General features: G+C 57.0%; 21 protein-coding genes. 14 read left to right on the top strand and 7 right to left on the bottom strand.

The features are described 5' to 3' along the window. The coding region (locus PKO02S_RS18090; RefSeq protein ID WP_127585246.1) for a DNA polymerase III subunit alpha at positions 1–3,326 on the bottom strand (3,326 nt) is incomplete at its 3' end. 92 nt (positions 3,327–3,418) lie between these two features. Between PKO02S_RS18090 and PKO02S_RS18085 the strand changes: the two genes are divergently transcribed. Next, a complete protein-coding gene (locus PKO02S_RS18085; RefSeq protein ID WP_127585245.1) occupies positions 3,419–3,724 on the top strand; it encodes a YtpI family protein in 306 nt (101 codons plus the stop codon). A 31-nt stretch (positions 3,725–3,755) separates the two neighbouring features. Here the strand turns inward: PKO02S_RS18085 and PKO02S_RS18080 are convergent, their stop codons facing one another. After that, positions 3,756–5,087, bottom strand: coding sequence for a DRTGG domain-containing protein (locus PKO02S_RS18080; protein WP_127585244.1), 1,332 nt, complete (start codon positions 5,085–5,087; stop codon positions 3,756–3,758). A 240-nt stretch (positions 5,088–5,327) separates the two neighbouring features. On the opposite strand from PKO02S_RS18080, the gene PKO02S_RS18075 reads away from it, so the two are divergent. The 3 genes from PKO02S_RS18075 to PKO02S_RS18065 all read left to right on the top strand — a co-directional run bounded on the left by PKO02S_RS18075 (position 5,328) and on the right by PKO02S_RS18065 (position 6,341). Continuing rightward, complete coding sequence (locus tag PKO02S_RS18075; RefSeq protein WP_127585243.1) at positions 5,328–5,690, top strand: LytTR family DNA-binding domain-containing protein; 363 nt, start codon at positions 5,328–5,330, stop codon at positions 5,688–5,690. A gap of 220 nt (positions 5,691–5,910) precedes the next feature. Beyond that, the gene (locus PKO02S_RS18070) at positions 5,911–6,117 is read left to right on the top strand and encodes a hypothetical protein (RefSeq protein ID WP_127585242.1); all 207 of its coding nucleotides are present in this window, start codon (positions 5,911–5,913) and stop codon (positions 6,115–6,117) included. After that, complete coding sequence (locus PKO02S_RS18065; RefSeq protein WP_127585241.1) at positions 6,114–6,341, top strand: hypothetical protein; 228 nt, start codon at positions 6,114–6,116, stop codon at positions 6,339–6,341. Before PKO02S_RS18070 ends, PKO02S_RS18065 begins: the two co-directional genes overlap by 4 nt. Positions 6,342–7,996: 1,655 nt before the next feature. Here the strand turns inward: PKO02S_RS18065 and PKO02S_RS18060 are convergent. Further along, positions 7,997–8,275, bottom strand: coding sequence for a hypothetical protein (locus PKO02S_RS18060; RefSeq protein WP_246067110.1), 279 nt, complete (start codon positions 8,273–8,275; stop codon positions 7,997–7,999). A gap of 195 nt (positions 8,276–8,470) precedes the next feature. Here PKO02S_RS18060 and PKO02S_RS18055 point away from each other — a divergent pair, with 195 nt between their 5' ends. Genes PKO02S_RS18055 through PKO02S_RS18035 form a run of 5 tightly spaced genes read left to right on the top strand, consistent with a single transcriptional unit; the run spans position 8,471 to position 14,821 of the window. Beyond that, positions 8,471–9,838 (top strand): YheC/YheD family endospore coat-associated protein, encoded by a 1,368-nt coding sequence (locus PKO02S_RS18055; RefSeq protein ID WP_127585239.1) that lies wholly within the window; start codon positions 8,471–8,473, stop codon positions 9,836–9,838. A 9-nt stretch (positions 9,839–9,847) separates the two neighbouring features. After that, complete coding sequence (locus PKO02S_RS18050; protein ID WP_164821527.1) at positions 9,848–10,978, top strand: YheC/YheD family endospore coat-associated protein; 1,131 nt, start codon at positions 9,848–9,850, stop codon at positions 10,976–10,978. Next, entirely contained in the window at positions 10,975–12,339 is a 1,365-nt protein-coding gene (locus PKO02S_RS18045) for a YheC/YheD family endospore coat-associated protein (protein WP_127585237.1), read from the top strand. The genes PKO02S_RS18050 and PKO02S_RS18045 overlap by 4 nt, the downstream gene beginning before the upstream one ends. Then, positions 12,340–13,497: a YheC/YheD family endospore coat-associated protein gene (locus PKO02S_RS18040; RefSeq protein WP_127585236.1), complete on the top strand. Its 1,158-nt coding sequence runs from the start codon at positions 12,340–12,342 to the stop codon at positions 13,495–13,497. Between the two features lie 46 nt (positions 13,498–13,543). Beyond that, the gene (locus PKO02S_RS18035; protein WP_127585235.1) at positions 13,544–14,821 is read left to right on the top strand and encodes a YheC/YheD family endospore coat-associated protein; all 1,278 of its coding nucleotides are present in this window, start codon (positions 13,544–13,546) and stop codon (positions 14,819–14,821) included. 104 nt (positions 14,822–14,925) lie between these two features. Here PKO02S_RS18035 and PKO02S_RS18030 read toward each other — a convergent pair whose 3' ends face one another. From PKO02S_RS18030 to PKO02S_RS18015, 4 genes are all read right to left on the bottom strand, one after another. Further along, positions 14,926–16,308, bottom strand: a complete 1,383-nt coding sequence (locus PKO02S_RS18030) for an ABC transporter permease (protein ID WP_127585234.1) — start codon at positions 16,306–16,308, stop codon at positions 14,926–14,928. After that, the gene (locus tag PKO02S_RS18025) at positions 16,305–17,012 is read right to left on the bottom strand and encodes an ABC transporter ATP-binding protein (protein WP_127585233.1); all 708 of its coding nucleotides are present in this window, start codon (positions 17,010–17,012) and stop codon (positions 16,305–16,307) included. Before PKO02S_RS18025 ends, PKO02S_RS18030 begins: the two co-directional genes overlap by 4 nt. 280 nt (positions 17,013–17,292) lie before the next feature. Continuing rightward, positions 17,293–17,817 carry an ADP-heptose synthase gene (locus PKO02S_RS18020; RefSeq protein ID WP_127585232.1) on the bottom strand — a complete coding sequence of 175 codons (525 nt, stop codon included), beginning with the start codon at positions 17,815–17,817 and terminating at the stop codon, positions 17,293–17,295. A 3-nt stretch (positions 17,818–17,820) separates the two neighbouring features. Further along, on the bottom strand, positions 17,821–18,498 hold the full coding sequence (locus PKO02S_RS18015) for an HAD family hydrolase (RefSeq protein WP_127585231.1): 678 nt from the start codon (positions 18,496–18,498) through the stop codon (positions 17,821–17,823). A gap of 249 nt (positions 18,499–18,747) precedes the next feature. On the opposite strand from PKO02S_RS18015, the gene PKO02S_RS18010 reads away from it, so the two are divergent. The 5 genes from PKO02S_RS18010 (at position 18,748) to PKO02S_RS17990 (ending at position 23,735) form a co-directional block, all read left to right on the top strand. Then, the gene (locus PKO02S_RS18010) at positions 18,748–19,605 is read left to right on the top strand and encodes a MurR/RpiR family transcriptional regulator (RefSeq protein WP_127585230.1); all 858 of its coding nucleotides are present in this window, start codon (positions 18,748–18,750) and stop codon (positions 19,603–19,605) included. Positions 19,606–19,610: 5 nt separating this feature from the next. Beyond that, positions 19,611–20,336 carry a glucosamine-6-phosphate deaminase gene (gene nagB, locus PKO02S_RS18005; RefSeq protein WP_127585229.1) on the top strand — a complete coding sequence of 242 codons (726 nt, stop codon included), beginning with the start codon at positions 19,611–19,613 and terminating at the stop codon, positions 20,334–20,336. Between the two features lie 3 nt (positions 20,337–20,339). Beyond that, positions 20,340–21,521, top strand: coding sequence for an N-acetylglucosamine-6-phosphate deacetylase (gene nagA / locus PKO02S_RS18000; protein WP_127585228.1), 1,182 nt, complete (start codon positions 20,340–20,342; stop codon positions 21,519–21,521). A gap of 82 nt (positions 21,522–21,603) precedes the next feature. Beyond that, complete coding sequence (locus PKO02S_RS17995; RefSeq protein ID WP_127585227.1) at positions 21,604–22,164, top strand: hypothetical protein; 561 nt, start codon at positions 21,604–21,606, stop codon at positions 22,162–22,164. Between the two features lie 110 nt (positions 22,165–22,274). Next, positions 22,275–23,735, top strand: a complete 1,461-nt coding sequence (locus tag PKO02S_RS17990) for an amidase family protein (protein WP_127585226.1) — start codon at positions 22,275–22,277, stop codon at positions 23,733–23,735. The last annotated feature ends 71 nt before the right edge of the window (positions 23,736–23,806 follow it).

Here is a 23,806-nt window from a genome sequence, read left to right as displayed (position 1 = left end):
GGGGCCGTGGCTGGCCCGGCGCGCTCGCGCGCCTGCGCTGGCCCCGGCCCTTGCCCCGCAGCCGGCGCCTGGCGCCGCTGCGACGCCGCGACGCGCTGCGCGAGGTTCTCCGCGCCGAGCGGGTACAGCTGGTCGACGAGGAGCTTCACGTCCTCGTCCTGATGCTGCAGCTTCGCCTTCACGTAGAGCGCCGCGCCCTTCTGCACGAGGGACCCGCTTCTTCCCCACACCTCGGGGAAGAGCACCGCCTCGACGCGGGCGATCCGGTTCTCCAGCTCGACGAAGCCCATCGGCTTGCCCTTCTTGGTCATGATCGACTTGCTCGAGACGACCATCGCCGGCACCCAGACCTCCTGGTTGTCCGGATAATCGGACAGCTCATGCAACTGATCCGCCTGCAAGCCGGCAACAACCTCCCCATAGGCATCGAGCGGATGACCCGATAAATAGAGGCCGACAAGCTCCCGCTCGAGCTCCAGCATCTGCATCGGAGTGTAAGGCCTCACGTCCGGATACTCGATCGAGACGTTCGTCTCTTCGGTGAAGCCGAACAAGTGAAGCTGCAAATCCTCCCGCTCCTTCTTCCACTTCTGCGTCGCTTCGATCGTCTCGTCCAGCACGGCGATCAGCTGGGAACGGTGGCCCGGCATCGAATCCATCGCTCCGCCCTGGATGAGCGACTCGATGACGCGTTTGTTGCAGGCGCGCAGATCGACGCGGCGGCAGAAGTCGGTTAGATGCTCATAAGGCTTCTCGCGACGCTCCTTGATGATCGACTCCATCGCCTGCACGCCGACGTTCTTGATCGCTGCCAGCCCGAAGCGTATCGCGCCTGAACCGCCTTCCTCCGGCGAGCGCACCGGCGTAAACTGGATGCCGCTCTCGTTGACGTCCGGCGGCAGCACCGGAATGCCCATCCGACGGCATTCGTCGGCGTATTCCGCGATTTTGCGATGATTGCCCATGACCGATGCAAGCATCGAAGCCATAAATTCGACGGGATAATGCACCTTCAAATAGGCCGTCTGGAACGCCAAGACGCCATAAGCCGTCGCATGCGCCCGAGGGAAGCCGTAATCGGCGAAACGTACGATCATATCGTATACCTTGTTCGCATCCTCATCCTGAAACCCTTGCGCCAAGCTGCCGGCGACGAACTTTGCCCGCTGCTCATCGAGCACCTCGCGTTTCTTCTTGCTGACGGCGCGTCGCAGCAAATCCGCCTCTCCCAGGCTGAAGCCGGCCATCTGCGAGGCGATCTGCATGATCTGCTCCTGGTACACGATAATGCCGTACGTATCGCCCAGAATCGGCTTCAGCGATTCATGCGGGTACTCCGGCTCCATGTGGCCGTGTTTGCTCTGAATATATTTCGGAATGAATTCCATCGGCCCCGGCCGATACAGCGCGAGCACCGAGATGATATCCTCGAATTGGCTCGGTTTGAGCTCCTTCAGCACCCGACGCATCCCAGCCGACTCGAGCTGGAAAATGCCCGTCGTATCGCCATGGCTGAGCATATTGTAAGTAGCCGGATCGCTGTCCGCAATACGCGTGAAATCGATGCGGATGCCGCGACGCTCCTCTATCCAACGCAATGTCCGCTCAATAATCGACAAATACCGCAAACCGAGAAAGTCCATTTTGAGCAACCCGACCGCTTCCAGGTTTTCCATCGAATATTGCGTCAGCGCGACCTTCTCCGTGCCTTCCTGCAGCGGCACATAGTCGGTCAGCGGCTCGCGCGAAATAACGACGCCGGCAGCATGCGTGGAGGCATGGCGCGGAAAGCCCTCGACCCGCATCGCCATTGCGAGTAGATCAGCCGTGCTCTTCTGCTTCTCGCACAGCTCCTTCAGCTCCGGACTCGCCTTCAGCGCCTCCTCGATCGTCACTCCGAGCATGCTCGGGATAAGCTTGGCCGCACGATCCACTTCGCCGTAGGGCAAATCCAAGACGCGTCCGACGTCGCGCACGGCCGCCTTGGCCGCCATCGTCCCGAACGTGATGATCTGTGCGACATGCTCGCTGCCGTACTTGTCCACGACATACTCAATCACTTCGTCGCGCCGTTCATCGCTGAAGTCGATGTCGATATCCGGCATCGAGATTCGTTCCGGGTTCAGGAACCGTTCGAACAGCAATCCATAGCGGATCGGATCGACATCGGTAATCCGCAGCACATAGGCGACCAGACTGCCCGCCGACGAACCCCGGCCCGGTCCGACCGCGATGCTTTTCTCGTGCGCGTAGCGAATGAAATCCCACACAATGAGAAAATAGTCCGAGAAGCCCATGCTCGCGATGACGCCGAGCTCATATCGAAGCCGCTTCTCGAGCAGCGCCCGGTATTCGGCGCCTCCTTCCCCGGTCCAAGCAGGAAGCCCGGCATATCGCGATTTCAAACCTTCCTCGCACAGCACCTCCAAATACCGCACGGCATTGCCGCCATAGGACGCCGGGATCGGCTGATACTGCGGCAGAATCGAGCGACCGAGCTCTAGCTCGAGCCCGCATTTGTCCGCCACCCGCACGGTGTTGGCTAACGCATCCGGCGCAAAGGGGAACAGCCGGGCCATTTCCTCCGGGCTTTTCAAATACATTTGTTCCGTATGGAACTTCAACCGGGCTTCGTCCTCCAGCGTCTTGCCGGTTCCGATACAGATGAGCACATCCTGCATGTCGTGATCCTGCGGCATCACATAATGCGCATCGTTCGTGACGATCATCGGAATGCCCGTCTCCCGGCTCAGCTCCTGCATGCTCTGCAGCACTTTCTTCTGCTCGATCAGCCCGTGGTCCTGCAGCTCTAAGTAATAGTCGTCGCCGAAAATCGCCCGATGCCGCTCCGCCGCCGCCTTCGCCTCTTCCTTCCGGTCATGGAGAAGATGCTGCGACACTTCGCCGCCGAGACAGGAGCTAAGACAAACGAGCCCCTCCGAGTACAGAGCGAGCTGCTCCATATCGGTGCGGGGCTTGTAATAGAAACCTTCCAAATGGGCGTTCGAGCATATCTTCATCAAATTGCGATAGCCCGTCTCGTTCTTCGCGAGCAAAATTAAATGGTAGGTCGGATTGTCTTGCCGGGAAACCTTGTTGTGCCGAGACCCGGACGTAATGTAAACCTCGCAGCCGATGATCGGCTTGATGCCGTTCGCTTTGCACGCTTTATAGAAAGGGATCGCGCCGTACATGACGCCGTGGTCGGTGAGCGCCAGCGCCTTCATGCCAAGCCGCGCGGCCTGGGCCGCCAGCTCCTCGATTCGTGCCGCTCCGTCCAGCAAGCTGTACTCGCTATGCACATGCAAATGTACGAATCCGCTCATTCCGTCATCCCCCTGTCCCTCGCTGCATTGATTTTCGCCGCCAAAATCGATAAAGTAATACGCGTATATATTAATAGAAGGAGTTATTCGCTATGTTCGAACAAGTGCTACAAACGCTGCTCGCCGCCGTCATTCTCGTCACGCTGGGCGGCTCCGTCTACTTCAGCTTCAAGCACCGGCAGCAGACGAATGCGAAGCTGCGAGGGCTGCAAGCCGCCAAAATGAACATCTGCATGGGCATCATGCTGATCGCCATCGCCCTTGTCCAGATGCTCATGTTCAGCGGATCGACCGTACGCGTCATCATCGGCGCCGTCATGATGTTGATCGGGCTGTTCAACCTGTTCGCCGGCATCCGCAACCATGGCTATTTCGATCGGATGAAGACCGACTCCTAGACCGTAGGCATGTCGGGTTCAGCAGCCGATGTCAATCGATGACTTGCGCCGCCAGCATCGCCTTGCAGACGAGCGAGCCGTTGTGATGGATCTCCACATCCGCCTTGCCGAACTTCCGGCTCAGCTCGATCAGGCGCGGCCGAACCTCGATGCGGCTCTCCAGTTGAAGCGGGCGCAAGAAATACGCCGAGAAATGCTCCAGCACGTAATCGCTTTTCTTCTGAGCTTTGAGCGCGCGGTAGGCGCACTGAGTCATGAGCGTCGTGAGCACGCCTTCGGACACGGTGCCGAGATGGCTCGTCATTTGCGGCGTGATGACACCCCGGTATGTGAGCTGTCCCGACTCTTCCTTATGCTCCTCGAAGCCCATCAGAATCAAATCCTCGAACGTCTCGCCGATCTGAGGCTGCTTCTGGATGTATTGGAGCGCCTTCAGCACGTCCTGGCGGTTGATGACGGCGAGCAGCTTGCCTTTGTTGTCCACCACCGGCAGCAGCTCGATCCCTTCCCACACCATCATGTGGGCGGCCGACGTGACCGACGTGTGCGGATTGACGGTGAGCGGGTTGCGCGTCATAATTTTGTCCAGTGTCTGCTCCTTGGGTACGCCGATAAAATCTTTGGACGCTACCATCCCGATCACCCGGTTCCACTCGTCGACGACGGCGAACCGGCTGTGGCCGGTCACTTCCAGCAGCTTCTCCCAGTCCGCTACCGTGCTGCTGCTCTTGAGCGAGCGCGGAGGCGCATCCGCTTCAATGATATCTTCCACAAGCGTAATCTTTTTCTTGATCAGACGGTCGTAAATCGCCCGGTTAATGAGGGACGCCACTGTGAACGTATCGTAGCTCGATGAAATGATCGGCAGCGCCAGCTCGTCCGCCAGCCGTTTGATTTCCTCATTCGTGTCGAAGCCCCCCGTAATAAGCACAGCCGCTCCGTGCTCCAGTCCGAAACGGTGCACCGGCACGCGGTTGCCTACGATAAGCAGATTGCCGGGTTCGATATAGCGTGCCATCGCCTCTACTTCCATCGCGCCGATGACGAACTTGTTCAGCGACTTGTCCAGCCCGAGCGTCCCGCCGAGCACTTGACCGTCGACAATATTGACGACCTCCGCGTAGGTGAGCTTGTCGATATTGTTGCGCAGCTTGCGCTCCACGCGTATCGTTCCGATCCGCTCGCGCGTGCTGACGTAGCCTTGATTCTCCGCCTCCTTGATCGCCCGATACGCCGTACCCTCGCTGACGTCCATCTCCTTGGCGATTTTCCGAACCGAAATTTTCGTCCCCAGCTTAAGCCCTGCTATATATTGAATGAGCTGCTCATGCTTCGTCACCGCTTCGTGAAGCATTTCCTCCATCTATTCCACCCCGATCGTCGAAACTGTACCTGCCTGTACTACTCTCATTATAGTAATTTCGTCCCGGAATCACAAATAATCTACGAATCTAGCCGACGAAATGACCATTTTCACTTTTCAATTTCATTACATTATAGTAGGATGAATATAATATCGTCTGGAACAGCTATCATAATTTTCCAATCCATCGACAGGCTATAGCAAGTCCTAGGCTTGCAAGTCCATTCTGGAGTGAGTTTGATGAAATTTGCCGTCACCCGTCACCCATTGCATGATCCCGAGCTGCTCGTCCTCGATGCCGATGATGTGCTTTATATGGAAGTGGAAGAACGCACCGTCGTGTTCCATACGGCCGATGACAAGTTCTACTTGGTGGACACGCTCTCGGAGCTGGCGAAACGAATGGGCGCGCTCGGCTTCCAGAAGCTCGATCGCATCAATCTGGTGAACATGAACAAGATCAAGCAATTCGACGACAAACAGTGCAAGGTCTTTTTCGACGAGCCCGCTGCGGAGGGGACGAAAAACACGACCGTTTCCTTCACGAACAAAAATATGATGATAGACTTGGTACAAAAATCCAATTCCAATTTCAAAAATTAGAATAGTAGCATATCCATATTGATTTGTAAACAATAATTAGTGCGTCCGAAAAGTTGTGTACACCCAGCACAGGAATCCATTATTCTGGAAATAATTCTAGGATAAAAGGGTTCCTTTTTTAACAGCTAAGACTTGCGACCTGCGGCCGAAAAGGGTCCTTTTTCCTAGATTGCCCTGCACCACCGCTTCCAGAACGTTGAACAGCCAACGAGGTGAGAACATGCCGATAGTGACGGTCGACCGACAAAACCTGGAAATTGCTATTCAAACGGTGCTGCACCAATATCAATCCGAGCTGGAGCTGCTCCGCGAGCCTCAACAAACCGCGCTGATCAAAAAGCTGGCCTTCGAAATCAGCCACAAGGCGCGCATGTTCCAAGCGTTGTCCGAGCATGCGGTCCATCAGTTGGAGGTTGATGGCCTATGAGCTACAAATGCATCTCCCCCCAATTGAAGTCCAGCTGCTACAATTGCAAGTTCTATCGAGTCAGCACCGACATGCTAAACGGCCTGTGCTACTACTACGACAAACACGCCGGCAAAGCGGCGATCGGCATCGGCACTTGCAATCATTTCTCGGTCAAAGGAGCTTCGGACGACATTCCATGGCGCCAGCCCGTCGCTTCCCTCGCCGATAGTTTGAATGTATAAATGGAAGGCGCTTCTCGCGAGCGTCTTTTTTGTTTCTTTATTATAGAACAAATGTTCTTATTTTTCAACTGGTTGGCGCGATAACGTTATGAACGTTGTCCAGCCAAAAGTTTAGCAGCACATTGTCCGTTAACACTAAAGGTCAGCATAAGTATCAGCTCTCCCGGCGCCCTCCTCCGCATTCCTGCACACCCCTCCGACCTCAGCCAAGTAACCACGCACTTCACGCCTACTTCTGAGCCAGTAGGTCTCTCCTTAGCAGCAAATAAGAAAAATCATGAGGGAAGATCCCCTGATGGTCCTTGGTCGTGGCATTCCGTTAGCGCGTGGAGAGGGCAGGAAGAGAGGTGCCGACCGGCTGTTGTAGCATGGCCCTTGATGGAAAGGGGGCTGAGGGAGGCGGACGCTTCGCTTCTCCACTCCCTCCTCCTGCCCTCTCCTGTCCTTCTTTCATTCATCGCGTTACGTTTGTTCCGAAAAACCATCCTCTAGGACGATCCATGATCGCCCCATTCCGCCGCATTCCCGCCAGCTATACCCGCTGCATTATCGAGCAGCGTGGCGCCTGTACCCTCGCTCCCTAGTCCGAAAAAATCGGACTAGCGCGCGCCTCTCCGACCGGAACAGCTCTGTAGTCCGAATCGGCCGAATTAGAGCGGCGTTTTTCAGAGGGAGCGTGCACAACCGGCTCTGCAAATGGGAAAATTCGGACTAGAGACCGCTTCCCCCTTCGCTCCCGCCACGCAGTCCGGAAAAGTCGGACTAGAGCGTATGTTGCCTTTTCATCGGAACAATCACCGCTCCATTTATTGCGGTTGTGTTTAGTTGGCACACGGGAAGGGGGACGGAGAGGGCCAATGCTGTCAGGTTAGGGACTCCACAGCGGCGAGTAAGCGGACCATACGGCCCTTATTTGTGAACAAAATGGCTATTTTACGGGGTAAGCGGACATACGATGCGTTATTGGGGCCAAAAGTGAGGTTTTGAGGGGGCGAAAGGGCAAATAAGCGCATCTGTGTCCGCCAATCCAACCCTCAAGCTACTTTAGGATGAAATAAGGGCTTCTGTGACCGCCCCGAGCTCGGCCTGACGCAACACCCACCCACTTTCCTTCAAATAGCATGCTTATTGTCCTTAACCTGACAACATTGCGGAGAGGGCGGAGGGCACCTGCACCTCTCGTCAGACAAATAACGCTCCCGCATAAACGCTATTTCGCTGTTCCGGCTTTGTTCCGGCCAAATAGCGTTACACCAGCGACTGTCGATTCATTGTGATTAAACTTGAGCGAAACTAAAAATGCATCGTTTTCAGCCCTTTAGAGCGATTTTCTGCGGATGATAATTCTAAAGGAAAAATAAACGTCGATCTGACGCCATTTCACAGCCGACTTTGAAAACAGTCCACAATTAATCGACGGTCTCCGGCGTAGCGTTATCGTTCTGCCTCACCCCATCCGTGCTTAGCAGGCGTACCCCTTACGCTTTAGTCCTGTAAAGGATTTACAATTTCTGATATGTCAAAAAAGGCAAGGCCTCCTCAGCCCCGCCCTCCTTGCCTCACCTGCTCTTCCTGCTCTTCCTGCTCTTCCTACTCTTCCTGCTCTTCGTACTCTTCCTACTCTTCCTGCTCTTCCTGCTCTTCCCGCCTTTCCTCTACTTCCTCCCCGCCTGCCGGTCAACCTGCCGCTGCAGCCACTGCTGACGCCTCATCCGCGCGACTTGACGGACTTGCCGCGCCTCGTCCTCCTGCGTCTCATCCACGCCGAGAATGCGATGCAAATGCGCCGCCACGACCGTCAGCGCGAGCGCGATCCACACAACTCCGGCTACCGTCGGCAATGTCCAGCCGCTCCCCATTTCCAACCGAGGCACCGCATAAATCAACATGATGAGCGCGAGGCTCATGTAAATGACGTTTCTCCACCGCTTCACTCTTGTCCCCTCCAACTTGTACATGTTGGTTCATCTTATGCGAATCCGCAAGCCGATATGCCCCGAAAGCCGCATTCGGACCGAGCCTAAGGTGAAAAACCGAAGCACCACAAGATATATGTCCTCATATGATGAAGTAGTTATTTGTCAACGAGCAAGCGAACAACTAGAGGGCGCTTCTGAAGGAGACCAATCATGGCAGGTACGAAAATAATGATTCAAGTGCAGAGCTCGGGCACCCTGATCGGCGATCATTCGATATGGCTTGGCGAACGGTTCCTCAAGCAGCACAAAATTCAGGCCCATTCGTCAATCCTGCTTCGCTTCGGCTCCTACCGATCTTATGTGACCGTCATTCCGGTTCAGCACCTGGAAGGCATGCGCATGAGCGAATCGTTGGCGCAAAAGCTCGGTCTGCACCACAACTCGCATGTGGGCTTCTCGTATAAAGCGGGCGGCCGTACATTGGCGCTCGGACCCTTGATCGGCGTCATGATGACCCAAGTATACTCGGCTTCCGACAAACCCTTCGGCACCAACACCACGTTCTGCAAGGAGCTTGTCGACAGCTGCAAAGCATTGGGCGGCTTCGTCTTCTTCTTCACGACCGGCGGCATTCCGGCGAACAATCAGCACTTGGAAGGCTGGAGCTACTCCGGGCGATGGCACAAAACGACGTTCCCGATTCCGGATGTGGTGTACAACCGGCTGACAACCCGCAAGCTGGAGAACAAGCCGAGCGTCCAGCATTTTATGCGGGAAGTGAAGCAGCGCTACGGAACCGAGGTTTTCAACGAAAAATATTTGAACAAAACCGAAGTGTTCGATGCCCTCCGGGGCGATCCGTCGCTCGGGAAGTATTTGCCGGAATCGCATCTGTTCAAAAATTTCGCCATGCTGAAAACGATGTCCGCCAAATACCCGATCGTATTCCTGAAGCCGATCACCGGCAGCCTGGGCAAAGGCATCATCCGCATTACCCGGTTGAACGGGCAGTCCATCACCTGCCACTTCACGAACCTGACCGGCACGACGCGCCAATCGTACCCCAGTCTAGCCGCCGCCTTCAGCGCAATGGCCAGCAAGCTGAAGCAACGCAGCTACCAGATCCAGCAAGGGCTGCAGCTGATCGAGATCAGCGGCAGGCCGGTGGACTTTCGCGCGCTGGTACAGCGGGGGCAAGCAGGAGAATGGGTCGTCACCTCGACGGTGGCGCGGATTGCGGGCAGCAATCATTTCGTCTCCAATCTTGCACGGGGCGGCACGCTCAGCAAAGTAAGGGAAGCATTGGCCAAAACGAATCTGAGCGCCGCCATGCAGAAGTCTGTCTCCGCCAACCTGCGCAAAGCGGCGCTTGATATTGCCGGCGGCATCGAGAAGCAGGTCAAGGGGCACTTCGGCGAGCTGGGGGTGGACTTGGCCGTCGACTCGAACGGGAAAGTGTGGCTGCTGGAAGTGAACTCCAAACCGTCGAAGAACGACGGCACGCCGCTGGCGGACGGCTCGATTCGGCCCTCCGTCAAGATGACGATTCAATACGCCCGCTACTTATCGGGCTTCTGAGGTATGGTTATGAACGACACTCGAAAACAAACCCATTCGTTTATCGGGATTCTGGTCTGCGAGAAGCAGGGGCAGCCACCGTTCGGCGATCAAATGTTTTACCGCCGGCTGATCCGAATCGGCCGGGAGCAAGGCTTGCAGGTGTTCGTGTTCTCGCCGAACGGCCTGCACTGGGAGGACGAAACAATCGACGGCTACACATACGCCCCCGAGCACGGAGGGTGGAAAGCCGGACGTTTCCCCTTGCCCGCGATCGTCTATGATCGCAGCTTCTTCCGCAACCGCCACGATTACGGGCGATACCGCGAATGCCTGATCCGGCTGAAGGAACGTCCGGATGTCCGCTTCTTGGGCTACGGGCTGCGCGGCAAGCTGCAGGTGCACCGCATCCTGCAGCGCGACGAGGCGCTGCGCTCGTACTTGCCGGCGACGCGCAGGCTGACCGGCTGGGCGTCGCTGACGGCCGCTTTGCAGCGGGACGGCACGCTGTTCCTGAAGCCGGACGCCGGCTCGCAAGGCAAAGGCGTGCTGCGGCTGGGCGCCGCCGCAGACGGAAGCTACACCGCCGTCGGCCGAAGCGGCCGCAATGAGCCGTTCGCGCGGACGTTCGCGTCGGAGCCGCTCCTGCGCAGCTGGCTCGAAGCGTTCACCGCCGGACGCTCTTACCTCGTGCAGCCGTACTTGCGGCTGAACACCCGCTCCGGCGAGCCGTTCGACATCCGCTGTCTCGTGCAGAAAAACCGCCGCGGCGTCTGGAGCGTCACCGGTCTCGCCGTCCGGCGCGGAGCCTCCGGCAACGTCACCTCCAACTTGCACGGCGGAGGGGTTGCGATGGACCTGGAGCCCTTTCTCCAGAACGAATTCGGAGAGGAGAAAGCCAGGCAGATCCGCAGCACCCTGCTAAATATCGCCTCCCGCGTCCCAGTCATACTGGAGCAGCACCACGGAAGATTAGCAGAGCTCGGCATCGATCTCGGAATTGACGCCTCCGGTCATGTATGGATTCTGGAAGCCAATTCGAAGCCCGGCCGCTCGGCCTTCGCCCGATTGAGCGATCCGCAGGTGCGCCTAGCCTCCATCCGGAATCCGATCTACTACGCTCGCTATCTTCTTGACACCACTAGGAGGGTCATTTCATGAGTTTGACGTTATGCTCGATTCAATTTGCGCCTCGAACAGATCGGGTCGTCCACATGTCCACGGCCCTCGCGAAGGCCCTTCAGCTGACCAGCACGAACATGCTCACGATGAAGATGGGCAGCCGCACCGCTTCCGTCAGCTTGAGAATGACGAAGAAGCCCGGCAAGCATATCATTCTCCCCCTCTCGGTCAAAAGCCAGCTGATGGTGCCGAGAAGCGGTCAAATAACGGTACAGGCGAGCGGTACGAAGGAAGTGCAGCTTGGCCCCCTGATCGGCATTCTGGCCAACGGAACAGGCAGCGTCACTCAACCGTTCGGCGTGCGGTCGTCGATGCTCAAATCCTATATTTCCGCCGGCAGCAAAACGTCCTACTACTTTGCGTTTCTGCCGAGCGACATCGACTGGCAAGCCGAGACGGTCGTCGCCTACTTCCCGAACGGCACGGGCTGGATCCGCAAGACGGTGCCGCTGCCGGACGCGGTATACAACCGGCTCTCCAATCGCCGCGTCGACCGCTCCATCTCGATGGATCAGCTGAAAGATCGGTTCGTACGCAGAGGAATCGGCATTTTCAACTGGAGCTTCTTTGACAAATCCGACGTCTACAAGCTGCTGGAGGAGGACAAAGAGGCGAATAAGCACGTTCCGGAATCGCATAACAATCCGTCCCCGGACCGGATCCGGGAGATGCTGGAGAAACATCGATTCGTCTATCTGAAGCCGACCGCAGGCAGTCTCGGGATCGGCATTTATCGACTCACCTACCATCCGAAACGCGGCTACTTTGTCCGCTTCCGCCGAGGCGGCAAAAACGTGCTGTTCCGCTTCAACAACACGAGCGGGCTGTTCAAGCTGCTCAATGGTAACGGCCGGATGCGCAACTATGTCGTGCAGCAAGGCATTCGCCTGATCGAAATCGACGCTTGTCCGATCGACTTCCGCTTCCACCTCAACAAGAACGGGAACAACCAGTGGGTCGTTGCCGGGATCGGCGCCAAAAAAGCAGGCAAAGGCAGCGTCACGACGCATGTGAAAAACGGCGGTCAGGTGATGACGCCGGAGTATGTGCTCGACCGGGTGTTCGGAGCGAAGGCGGAAGGCATCCTGGAGGATGCGAAGCAGTCCGCGATCAAGCTGGCCGAGTCGATCGAGAAGCACGGACGCCGCAACCTGGGCGAGCTAGGACTCGACATCGGCATCGACCAGAACGAGAGGGTATGGATGTTCGAGGCGAATTCCAAACCCGGTCGTTCAATCTTCAAACACCCGGCGCTGAAGGCTCAGGGCAACTCCTCGCTGAAGTACATCGCGGAGCATCTCGCCTATCTCGGCAAGTTCCGGTCGAGGAGGGAATCCTAGATGGTCGACGTTTCCGAAACCTACCTGCAGCGCCCGCTCGTAGGCATCTTGACCATGCATGACAGCGAAGAGCAATTCCGGGGCAACCGGGCGAATTTCATCGACCTGATTCGCACCGGCTACGAGATGGGCGTCTCCATCTGTGTCATCACGATGAAGGATTTGAAACCGAGAAATAAACGGATTATCGCGCATGTTTACAACGTCCCGTCCGATTCGTGGTCCCAGCAATGGATCGCCGTCCCCCATGTGCTGTACAACCGCATCCCGAGCCGGTCCGATGAAGAATCGCCGGACGTGCAGCAGACGCTCCAGGCTTGTATGCGCAATCCGCAAATCCGCCTGTTCAATCCTTCGTACTTTGACAAATGGACACTGTTCGAGTGGCTGAACAAAGGCAAACATACCGCCAAGTACATCCCATTGACACGCAAAATGACGAATGCGGAGGAGCTGGAGACACTGCTCCGAACGTTTCCCGTCCTCTATTTGAAGCCGGTGAGGGGCAAGGCGGGCCAAGGCATCATGCGGGTGCGCCGCGCCGTCACCCGGCCGCTTCGCAAGACGGAATTCCGATTGAGCGTACAAGGAAATCGAGCGAGCCAATTGTATAAGACAGCGACCGTCTCCCAGCTGTGGACGAGAGTCCAAGAAGAGATGGAGAACGGCGAATATATCGTCCAGCAAGGCATTACGCTCGCCCGGCACAAACGGCGGAAGTTCGACCTCCGCTTGCTTGTGCAGAAGAACGGCAAGGGCGAATGGAAGCTGACCGGCATCGGCGCACGCCTGGCGGGCAAGATGAGCATCACCACCCATGTACCGCGGGGCGGGTCGATCGACGATCCGGAGAAGCTGCTGGCATCCACCTTCGGTTGGGAAGGCGCGCGGCGCATCTTGCTCCGGGCGAAGAGGGCGGCGCTGACGATCGCCCGCCAGATCGAGAAGAAGTCGGGTCACTTGCTCGGCGAGATGTCGATGGACATGGGCGTCGATACGTCGGGAAGCATCTGGTTTTTCGAAGCGAATTCCAAGCCGATGAAGTTCGACGAGCCTCCGATCCGCAAAAAGTCGCTTCAGCGCATCGTGCAATATTCGCTCCATTTGATCCGATCCAAACAAGCGAAGGCACCCGGGACCGTGACCACCCCATTCTGATCCGATCGCCGGAGCATCCCGACAACCGAAGAAGGTGAACTTGCTCATGTCCAAACTGACACTCGGCGTCATGACGTTATATTTGAATGCCAACAAGCAATTGGAAGAACGGGCTTACTTCCGCAAGCTGATCGCCCAGGGCAAGCGACTCGGGATCACCGTCGTCGTCTTCACGCCCCAAGATGTCGATTACAGCTATGACCGCGTGCAAGCGCAGCTCTATGATCCGGATAATAAAGTGTGGGTCCGGCGATGGATGCCGCTGCCGCAAGTGATCTACGACCGTTGCCGCTACCAACCGAACGAGCGGTTTCGGCAGTTCCAGAAATTCCGTGCGCGATATGCCGACCGGCTCGTCTTCCTGAACCGGCCGATCGGCAACAAATGGTCGATCCATCAGCTGCTCAGCCGGAATACGGCAGTTCGTCCATACATGCCGGCTACCAGCGTCTATCATTCGGCGCAAGACCTGGTCCAATTCATCCGAGGACGCAACCTCGTCTATATGAAGCCGATCAACGGGACCGGAGGGCGAGGCATCGTCCGCATCGAGAAAGTAAGCAGCGGCACGTATTTGATCCAAGGCCGAGACAGCCATCGCCGGATCATCACCCCGCGAACCGCCAGCGAACGTCAAATCCCGCAAAAGCTGACGGGGTTTAATATTAGAGACCGCTACTTGATCCAGCAGGGCATCCAGAGCAAGCTAAGCGACGGCCGAGTGCACGACTTCCGGCTACTCATCCAGAAGAACGGCAGCGGGCAATGGGAGGTGACGGGCTGTGCGGGACGCGTCGGGCCGAAACGCAGCATCACCTCCAACCTGCACGGAGGCGGGGAAGCGGTGCCGATGCTGACGCTGCTGCGGCTGAATTTCTCGAACGACAAGACGGATCAGATCGTCAAGGAGATCCACCGGCTGAGCCATTCCGTAGCGGAGCAGCTCGAACGCACGTACGGCAAGCTGTGCGAGCTGGGGCTCGACATCGCGATCGATCCGAGCGGGCATCCGTGGCTGCTGGAGCTGAACCCGAAGCCGGCGCGCGAGGTGTTCATACGCATCGGCGAACGCGACACGTATGCGAAGGCGATCAGCCGGCCGCTCGAGTACGCGCTCTGGGTGCATGCCGGCGGCAACCGAAGCCGGAAGGCGGGTAGCGGCAGCGGCGACAAGAGCAAGCCGCTCGGCGGAGCGGAGCGGAGCGGCAAACCTGCGTCGACTTCCGAGCGAGAACGCGCGGAGGAAGCGGTGGCGGGTAGCGGCGGCAGCAATGGCAGCGGAGTCGCGAACGGCTATGGCAGCGCGGGCGGCAGCGGCAGTTAGATCAAATATGGTGTTTTCATATGTGCGCAAAAACCTCTGGCGAAATCGCCGGAGGTTCTTTGTGTCCGTTGCCATTCCAGATCGGCTGGATGTGGATCCGCAGGCTACACATCGCGCCGCAGCGCCTTGAGCACGTCCACCTGCGTAGCCCGCTTGGCCGGACGCAAGCCGGACAGCATCGCTACGACCAGGCTGATCGCGACGCAGATCAGCGTGAGCGACGGCGGAATGTCCGAGAAGATCAGCCCCTCCGGCGGATTCTCCCCCATGAAGCCGGAGATGACCGCCGGCAGCGACAAGTTCACGGCGAAGCTGATGACGTAGGACACAACGGTACCGATCAAGGCGCCAAGCACCCCGATGTACGTGCTCTCGATCAGGAACACGCTCTTCACTGTGGACGGGTGCGCGCCGATCGCCTTCATGATGCCGATGTCCTGCGCCCGTTCGGTGACCGCCATCGTCATCGTGTTGTAGATGCCGATCGAGGCGATGAGCACGGCGATCGTCCCGACGAGCAGCAGCCCTATCTTCATGATCGTAAACATGACGTTTACTTGCTCCAGCTCGTTCACGATCGAATGGTTGGCATAGCTGCGCTCCTCCAGCACATCGGCGATGCCCTTCACGTCTTTGACGTTGTCTGCGTAGATATGAACTTCCGCATATTCCCGCTCACCGTCGATAGGCGCGGCACTCGCTGCGCCTCCCTTCTCCATTAGCTCCGGAGGAATAATATCGCCACGACGCGTGTTCGTATAGCTCTCGATCTCGCGAAGCATCGCGTCCGACAAGTAGATTTTGCGGTCGTTCATCCACTCACGCGTCGGCTTGCTCGCTACGCCAACAATCGTAACCGGCATGACCGTCTTCTCCTCCGCCTTGCCGACCATTCGCTTCACTTCCATGTCCATCGTCTTGTTCAGCACCGAAGCAGCTACCTTGTCCATCTCCTCTATGGACTGCTCCTGTTTCTCTGGTTCAGCGGCAGTGCTATCTTCCTCTATTGCTTCGCCCGCTTTCCGAAGCGATTCGGCGAATTGATAGCCCACGATCACCTCGCGATCCGATTGCGGCATCCGGCCCGCCTCTAACTTAAAGCCCGCTTTCACTTCGGACGGGATATGCATAATAACGCCCTGCTGCGAGGTCACCTGATCACCGACTCGAAGATTCAATTGCTGGCCGACGGTGATCCGGCGCGTCACACTTTTCACATTCGGGATTTGCTCCAGCTCTGCAATATCCGCATCCTTCAGTTGAGAGTACAGATTCTTTCTCTCTTCCTTGCCATAGACGCTAATCTCCGTCAACAAGCTGTCGCCCGTAATTTCATTCACGACGCTCTTCTGCAACCCGAAGCCGACCGAGGCCAGCACGATCAGGAACGAACAGCCCATCGCCGTCGCGAGCACCGTCATGAACACCCGCGACTTGTTTTTCTTCATATTTTGCCGCACAAACCGGAACCGATCGCCCCACTTCATCGCAAGCCCCCCTTAACCAAGCTCAGGGAGTCCACGAGCCGGCCGTCCTGGATAACGACTTTCCGATGCCCGATCGAAGCGACTTGCTCGTCATGCGTAATAATAAGGAACGTAATGCCTTGCTCCCGGTTCAGCTCGCGAATGAAATCCAGCAACGACTGCTCGTTCTCCGTGTCCAAGCTGCCGGTAGGCTCGTCCGCCAGGATGATCGGCGGGTTCACGATAAGCGCCCGGGCAATGCTCACCCGCTGCTGCTGACCGCCGGACAGCTCGCCGGGATAATGGCCGGCATACGGATCCAGTCCGACCCGCTTCAGCATCGCTTCCGTCCGGCGGCGACGCTCGCCAACCTCCATCCCTTTCAGCACAAGCGGCAGCTCGACGTTCTCAAAGGCGGTCATGCTCGGGATAAGCTGGAAGCTCTGAAAGATAAAGCCGAACTTCTCCAGCCGAAAATCGGCCCATTCCCCTTCGCTCAGCTTCGTCACATTGCGCCCGTCGATGACCAGTTGACCTGCCGTAGGCCGAATATAGCCGCTCACGAGATTCAGCAAAGTCGACTTCCCCGAGCCGCTTCGCCCTACGACAGTCACAATTTCGCCGCGCTCCACATGCAAATTAATATGATGCAAGACGGGAACGACCCGTTCTTTTCCTTTTTTCCCAATCCGAAATTCATGGCATAAATCCGAAACTGTAATCACGGCAACCTCCATCGAAGCTTTGATTTGGTCTGGTCGATGCGCAGATGATCCACCCGACCGACGTTACTCACTATACAGACCGAATCTTAAGATCGATGAAAGAGTTCCTTAAGAAAGTCTTAAGCTTGAATCGAGATGACAGGCTGAGCCGGATTGTTCCTCGGACTTGCATGGCAATGCTTGGTCGTGTCGGCAGCCTATTCGCAGCCTCGCAACAAAAAAACCCCAAACTCAGGTCCATCCGAGCGGGCTCGGCTCCTAAGCTTGAGGCTTCCTGCTTCTACAGCTTGCTCCAATCATCCGGATGCAGATCATCCTCGAGCGCGAACTCGAAATCGTCCACGTCGAACACTTGCACCGGCACATCGGATTCGATCACCTTGTCGAGAAATTCCAGCTGATCGGTCAGAATTGGGGCTTTCTCCCGCATGCAGCTGAGCAAAAGCTCCGTCTCGATCGGATCGAACAGCTCGCCGTACTGCGCGCTATCGACCGCATACAGCACGACGACGCTCACCTGGTCGTTCATCAGCAGGCTCGGACTGCTCCGCCAAGGCGCCAGCAGCGCGCGTTCGATCTTGATCTTGTTGAACGGCGTCTCGAAAAAGGCGATCAGCTCGCCGATCTTCCGCTTCACATGAGCGTCGTCTTCCGGCTCGGGCATAACCGGCTCGGCGCTGTCCCGCATCTCGTACAGCTCGAGAATCGTCGAGTGGGGAATGACAAATTCGACTGGAACGTCCGGGACCATCAGCTCTCCGTACGTCGCCAACATGACGGCTTCAATTACAAATCGCTTTTTCATCGCTTACTCCACCCAGTCCAGTATCTCCGGGAACGAGGTGATGATCATCGTGGAGCCGTCCAGTTCCCCAGGTTTGCCGAATTCTGCATACTTGCAGCCTACGACAGGCAATCCGTTCTTAACGCCGGCCTCCACATCGGAGGAACGGTCCCCGACCATCCACGCCGCAGCCACTCCATGTTTGTCCAGCAGCAGCCGGACGAGATCAACCTTCGATCGCGTGGCGTATTCGCCGGCGCTATATAGATCCGTAAACAGCGGGCCTAAACCCAGCTTGCCAATGACTTCCCTTACGTACATTTCCAATCCGTTGCTCGCAACGAACAGTTTCACGCCTCGGCGATGCAGCTCCTCCAGCGTCTCCCGAACACCCGGATACAGCGTCCCGAGCCCTTGCTCCAGCAGGAGCGTCTGATGCTTCAGCAGCAGTTCATCCGCCCGTTGTCTAACTTCCGAAGAGGCTTCAGGCAGCACCCGCGCCCAAATATGCTCCAGCAGCATGCCGAGCGAACCAAGAATGCGTTCCGCCGGCGGCGTATCCCCGGTATAAGAACCTTCTGCGCGCATTTCGTCGAAAGCGGCATCATAAGCGGGCAGCAGCAGCGTTTCCGTCTGGAACAGCGTACCGTCCAAATCGAACAGCATCGCTTCCGGACATTGATGTTTCTTCACAGCTTGCATACACTCCATTTCCCCATCGAAAATCTTCTGAATAAACTTAAGTCAACCATGAAATTTCATAGAAGTCAATGATTAATGAAGCTTCATTTCGGTAAACATTCAAAGGGGATCGACCGCCTGAACATTCCTCCATCCGTCAAAATGAATGTGGCTACGAAAATTATTTTCGTGTAAAATAGAGTTATCAGTAAAATAATTTTAACAGTTCGTGAATGCGATGCAATTGAACTAAAGAGGGGAGGCCTATCGATGTCAGACATCGTGCGCGCGCTTCAAGCCCATATGGACACGATGAATCCCAAGGAAATGAGCCTCGCCGCGTTCATCGCCGAACATCCGCAGCTCGTCGTACGCATGAGCATCACCGAGCTGGCGGAGCAATCCGGGACGAGCGCGGCGACGATCTCCCGCTTCTGCAAAGGGCTTCATGCCGGAGGGTTCACCGGCCTCAAGATGCAGCTCGCGACCGAGCTCGCCCAGCAGCCGCCTGCGACCTCCTATCAGGACATCGTCGCCGGCAATTCGCTTGAGAGCATCGTAGCCGCCATGGAAGCGAACCATCTCCGTTCCATCTCGGATACGACCCGCATGCTGGACCTGAAGCAGCTGCGCCGCACTTTGGATGCGCTCAGGCAGGCACGGCGTATCGATCTGTACGGCGTGGCTACCTCCGGGCTAGTAGCGCAAGACTTTTACCAGAAGCTCATTCGAATCGGCAGACCGGCCTTCACGTTCTCCGATCCGCATATGCAGGTGACGTCCGCTTCGAATTTGTCCGACGGCGATGTGGCGATCGGCATCTCGTATTCCGGCGAAACGCCAGAGACGATCGATGCCCTGCGCTGCGCGAAAGAAAATGGCGCCCTCACCGTCTCGCTCACGAAGTTCGGGCCTAACGCCTTATCGGGTCTCGCCGATATCCAGCTTCACATCTCTTCATTAGAGGAAGGCATGCGTCGAGGCGATATGGCGTCCCGGATGGCCCAGCTGCATATGATCGACATTCTGTTCATGGGGCTCGTGAGCGAATCGTTCGACGAGTACGTTCCCAAGCTTGAACAATCGTATCAAATGGTCCGCAAATATAGGAAAGAAAGAGGCAGATAATCGCTATGAATATTTTGAAATTCGAATCGCAGCAAAAGCTGAACGAGGCCGGTGCAGGCATCCTCGCGGGACTGGTGCAGACGAACCCTCGAGTGGTACTCGGTTTGGCAACGGGCGGCACACCGGTCGGCATTTACGAGGAGCTGGTCGACACCCATCGCAAAGGAATGGTCAGCTTCAAGTCGATCACAACGTTTAATTTGGACGAGTACGTAGGCATTTCTACCGACCATCCGGAAAGCTATCATGCTTACATGAATCATCACTTGTTCTCGCATATTGACGCGAATCCGGCCCGTATTCATATTCCGGACGGCAACGCCGCCGATCTGAAGCAGGAATGCGAGCGGTACAACGCGCTGCTCGACGACGCCAAACAGATCGACCTGCAGCTGCTGGGACTTGGCCACAACGGCCATATCGGCTTCAACGAGCCTGATCATGCGCTGATGAGCGGCACTCATGTCGTGAAGCTCAAGGAAGAGACGCGTTCCGCCAACGCGCGGTTTTTCAACCATATTGACGAGGTGCCGACTCACGCTCTGACAATGGGCGTCGGTACGATTCTGAAGGCCAAAATGATTCTCCTCGTCGTTCGCGGAGCGGACAAGGCGGAGATCGTCCATCAGGCGCTGACCGGTCCGATCACGACCGAATGTCCGGCTTCGCTGCTGCAAACCCATCCGCATGTGGTTGTTTTGCTTGATTCCGAATCGGGGAGGCTTGTATAACTCATGAAATCGACTCGTATTGTTAATGCCAACATCGTTACGGAAGAAAGCGTCCTGAGCAGCGGCACGATCGTATTCGCGGAAGGGCGTATCGTCTCGATCTCAGAGGCCGGGCAATCGGATGCGAGTGCTGTCTTCGATGGCGAGACTGTAGATGCTGCCGGCGGCTGGGTGCTGCCGGGTTTCGTCGACGTGCATGTGCACGGCGGCTTCGGAGGCGACTTCATGGACGCCAGCGCCGAGTCGATCGATACGATTACTCGTTTCCACGCCGGTCATGGCACCACTTCCATGCTCGCGACAACATTGACAGGGCCCAAGGAACAGCTCGATGCGGTGTTGGCTGTCGTGAGCGCCTACCGTTCGAAAGAGATGCCTTATGCTCAAGTCGTAGGTGTTCACCTGGAAGGTCCTTTTATTAACCTGAAGTGGAAAGGCGCGCAAAACCCGGCCTACATTATCCCGCCTCGCAAAGACTGGATTGAGGAGTGGAATGCCGCCTACCCTGGCATGATCAAACAGCTGTCGCTTGCTCCCGAGACGGAAGGCGCAATTGAGCTGATTGCTTGGCTTCGCGCGAACGGGATCAACGCAGCTGCCGCTCATACGGATGCCACTTATGATCAAGCGCTGGCTGCTGTCGATGCCGGTCTGAATCAAGCCGTGCATACGTTCAACGCGATGACGGGGCTGCATCACCGAGCACCGGGGACGGTTGGCGCGGTGCTGTCGGACGATCGGATCACCGCCGAGATAATTGCCGATTGCATCCACGTGCACCCGGCTTGTATGCGTATCTTAACCAAGGTGAAGACGGGCCATAACCTGGTCATGATCACCGACGCCATGTCCGCCGCCGGCCTTGAGGACGGCGAATACGATCTTGGCGGACTGGGCGTCAACGTGAAAGGCGGCGTCGCCATGCTGAAGGAAGGCAACAGCCTGGCCGGCAGCACGCTTACGACGATTCAAGGGCTGCGCAACCTCGTACAACGAGTCGGTTTATCCGTACCGGAAGCAAGCGAGCTCGCAAGCGGCAATCCGGCTCGTCTGCTCGGCATTTTCGACCGGACGGGCAGTCTGGCTGTGGGCAAACAAGCCGATATCCTGATCGTGTCGGCCGAGGAGCTGCAATTGGAGCGCGCCTGGGCAATCGGTAAAGAACAAGAAGTGTTCCGGGCTTAATTGGCTATATTAATTTTCCCAATTGCGGTTTAAACTAGGCGTATCACCTTTTCGATTGTGAATGGCAAGGGAGGTTAGCCCAATGGCTCGCACGGTTACACATGTTCCCTACGGTTACGAGCCGGAAGTCGAGACGATTCGCGGTACGTTGATCGTGTATGACGCCTTTGACGAATCGTTCGACGAACGGCGGTTCGAGGCTTGGCTGGACTGGGCCGAACGGCGGCAAATCGCCCGCATCGTGCTGTATCCGCTCCATGAGGAGACGCTGCGGCGTATGATCAGCCGTTCGGCGGCGGCGATGATCGAGCCCTACCACGCCAGGCTGCGGCGGCTGGAAGAGCTCGGCGAGGCGTTCCCGCAGGCGGAAGTTCCTTTCGAGATCGACGAATGGGAGCGTAAGCGGAAGAAGTACACGCCGGTCGACACGGCGCTTGATTTTTTGTGCGAGAAGCACAAGGGGCCGCATTTCGTCGCTATGAGCGGCGACATGGCGAACCGGTTCGCCTCCTACTCCAGCTTCGAGCCCTGGATTCGCAAGCTCCGTCTCGTAGTCGATTCGCCGCTTCCTTTCACGCCGCATCCGAAGCTCAACGAGTTCTCGCATCGCTGGTCGCTGTTGGCGGAACCGGATCGGAATTAGTTATTCCTTTATACGGAAACAATGACTTGAACGAAACAATCCCTTTCCTCGTTTGCCGTCGTCTGCTACCTTAAGGTCATGACGGACGGAAGCGAAGGAAGGGATTTTTTATGCAGCATTCCGTTGATGAAATGACGATCGCGCAATTGCAGCGCGCTTTGGCCGATGGAACATGGACGTCCCGTCGGTTAACGATCGCATATATGGAGCGTATCGCGGAAGTAGATCGCTCGGGAGCCACTCCGTTGAACGCGGTGCTCGAGCTCAACCCGGATGCGCTTTACATTGCCGAGCGGATGGATCAGGAGCGTGCCATCGGCCGTGTTCGGGGACCATTGCACGGCATCCCGATTTTGCTTAAGGACAACATCAGCACGGCTGACAAGCTGCATACTAGCGCAGGGTCGCTAGCCCTCGCTAATAGTTATGCACCTTCGGATGCGCACTTGGCAAACCTTCTGCGCGAAGCGGGTGCGGTCATCCTGGGCAAGGCGAACATGACGGAGTTCGCCAATTTCATGACGAGCGGGATGCCGAACGGATATAGCTCCAGGGGTGGCCAAGTGCTGAATCCTTATGGCCCGGGTCGGTTTCCGCCGGGCGGCTCGAGCTCCGGCTCGGCCGTTGCCGTTGCGGCAAGCCTATGCGCTGTAGCAGTCGGAACGGAGACTTCCGGCTCGATCCTGAACCCGGCGCATCGCAACGCCCTGGTCGGCATCAAGCCGACGCTCGGTCTGATCAGCCGATCCGGCATCGTGCCGATCAGCTATACGCAAGATACGGCGGGGCCACTGGCACGAACCGTGGAAGACGCGGCGATACTACTCGGAGCGATGGCGGGGATCGATGAGGACGATGAGACGACACTGCTGCAGCCTGAGAGGATCCGGCAAATCCAGGATTACACGCGCTTCTTGGATGCCGAAGGTCTTAATGGAGCGCGTATCGGGATCAATCGTGGGTATATAGGCGACTTCTCAGGGGAGGAGCAAGGGTTGATAGAGTCAGCGATCCGGCAAATGAAGGAAGCCGGCGCTGTCATTGTGGAGGGCACTGATTTACCTCATATCGCCGAGAAATCATCCGTTCTTCTCCAAGAGTTCAAGTCGGCGCTGAACCGTTACTTATTTTCTCTTGGTCCTTCGGCACCTGTGAAGTCATTGCGGGACATAATAGCTTTCAATAACGAACATCCTCAGGCAACATTGAAATTTGGTCAGAAGACACTGCTGCAAGCGGAATACGAGACAACGGGGACGATGACCGAGCCTGCTTATATTCGCGACCGGTTGCGAGACTGGAAAGCCTCACGCGAGGAAGGCATCGATCGACTGTTCGCGGAGCATCGACTCGATGCACTGTTCTGCCCGGGTGTGACCGACTCGCCTGCCGTCTCCGGCTACCCGGCCGTCATGGTTCCGGCCGGTTTCCGCAAGGACGGGATGCCGTTCGGCGTCTCTTTCGCCGGACCGGCGTACAGCGAACCCATGCTGCTACGCCTCGCATATGCATTTGAGCAGAAGACGAAGGCTCGTCGAGCTCCGCTTTTGATGCGAATGATAAGTGAGTGAATGACTAGAGTGGCGCCGAAAGGTGAATAATGTAGCAGAACGCAAGCTACGTTAGCACCGAAAGGTAGGGA

It is taken from the genome of Paenibacillus koleovorans NBRC 103111, from assembly GCF_004000845.1.
GTDB classification, from domain to species: Bacteria; Bacillota; Bacilli; order Paenibacillales; family NBRC-103111; genus Paenibacillus_AA; species Paenibacillus_AA koleovorans.
The sequence above is the reverse complement of the archived record's forward strand: the minus strand, read 5'-3'. Positions and strand labels throughout refer to the sequence as shown.

What these genes read in the sequence shown, in the direction of transcription:
- PKO02S_RS18050 (WP_164821527.1), top strand. Translation starts at nt 9,848, where the DNA reads ATGAACGACACTCGAAAACAAACCCATTCGTTTATCGGGATTCTGGTC.
- PKO02S_RS18040 (WP_127585236.1), top strand. Translation starts at nt 12,340, where the DNA reads ATGGTCGACGTTTCCGAAACCTACCTGCAGCGCCCGCTCGTAGGCATC.
- PKO02S_RS18075 (WP_127585243.1), top strand. Translation starts at nt 5,328, where the DNA reads ATGAAATTTGCCGTCACCCGTCACCCATTGCATGATCCCGAGCTGCTC.
- PKO02S_RS18080 (WP_127585244.1), bottom strand. Translation starts at nt 5,087, where the DNA reads ATGGAGGAAATGCTTCACGAAGCGGTGACGAAGCATGAGCAGCTCATT.
- nagB (WP_127585229.1), top strand. Translation starts at nt 19,611, where the DNA reads ATGAATATTTTGAAATTCGAATCGCAGCAAAAGCTGAACGAGGCCGGT.
- PKO02S_RS18070 (WP_127585242.1), top strand. Translation starts at nt 5,911, where the DNA reads ATGCCGATAGTGACGGTCGACCGACAAAACCTGGAAATTGCTATTCAA.
- PKO02S_RS18020 (WP_127585232.1), bottom strand. Translation starts at nt 17,817, where the DNA reads ATGAAAAAGCGATTTGTAATTGAAGCCGTCATGTTGGCGACGTACGGA.
- PKO02S_RS17995 (WP_127585227.1), top strand. Translation starts at nt 21,604, where the DNA reads ATGGCTCGCACGGTTACACATGTTCCCTACGGTTACGAGCCGGAAGTC.
- PKO02S_RS17990 (WP_127585226.1), top strand. Translation starts at nt 22,275, where the DNA reads ATGCAGCATTCCGTTGATGAAATGACGATCGCGCAATTGCAGCGCGCT.
- PKO02S_RS18045 (WP_127585237.1), top strand. Translation starts at nt 10,975, where the DNA reads ATGAGTTTGACGTTATGCTCGATTCAATTTGCGCCTCGAACAGATCGG.
- PKO02S_RS18055 (WP_127585239.1), top strand. Translation starts at nt 8,471, where the DNA reads ATGGCAGGTACGAAAATAATGATTCAAGTGCAGAGCTCGGGCACCCTG.
- PKO02S_RS18015 (WP_127585231.1), bottom strand. Translation starts at nt 18,498, where the DNA reads ATGCAAGCTGTGAAGAAACATCAATGTCCGGAAGCGATGCTGTTCGAT.
- PKO02S_RS18035 (WP_127585235.1), top strand. Translation starts at nt 13,544, where the DNA reads ATGTCCAAACTGACACTCGGCGTCATGACGTTATATTTGAATGCCAAC.
- PKO02S_RS18010 (WP_127585230.1), top strand. Translation starts at nt 18,748, where the DNA reads ATGTCAGACATCGTGCGCGCGCTTCAAGCCCATATGGACACGATGAAT.
- nagA (WP_127585228.1), top strand. Translation starts at nt 20,340, where the DNA reads ATGAAATCGACTCGTATTGTTAATGCCAACATCGTTACGGAAGAAAGC.
- PKO02S_RS18085 (WP_127585245.1), top strand. Translation starts at nt 3,419, where the DNA reads ATGTTCGAACAAGTGCTACAAACGCTGCTCGCCGCCGTCATTCTCGTC.
- PKO02S_RS18065 (WP_127585241.1), top strand. Translation starts at nt 6,114, where the DNA reads ATGAGCTACAAATGCATCTCCCCCCAATTGAAGTCCAGCTGCTACAAT.
- PKO02S_RS18030 (WP_127585234.1), bottom strand. Translation starts at nt 16,308, where the DNA reads ATGAAGTGGGGCGATCGGTTCCGGTTTGTGCGGCAAAATATGAAGAAA.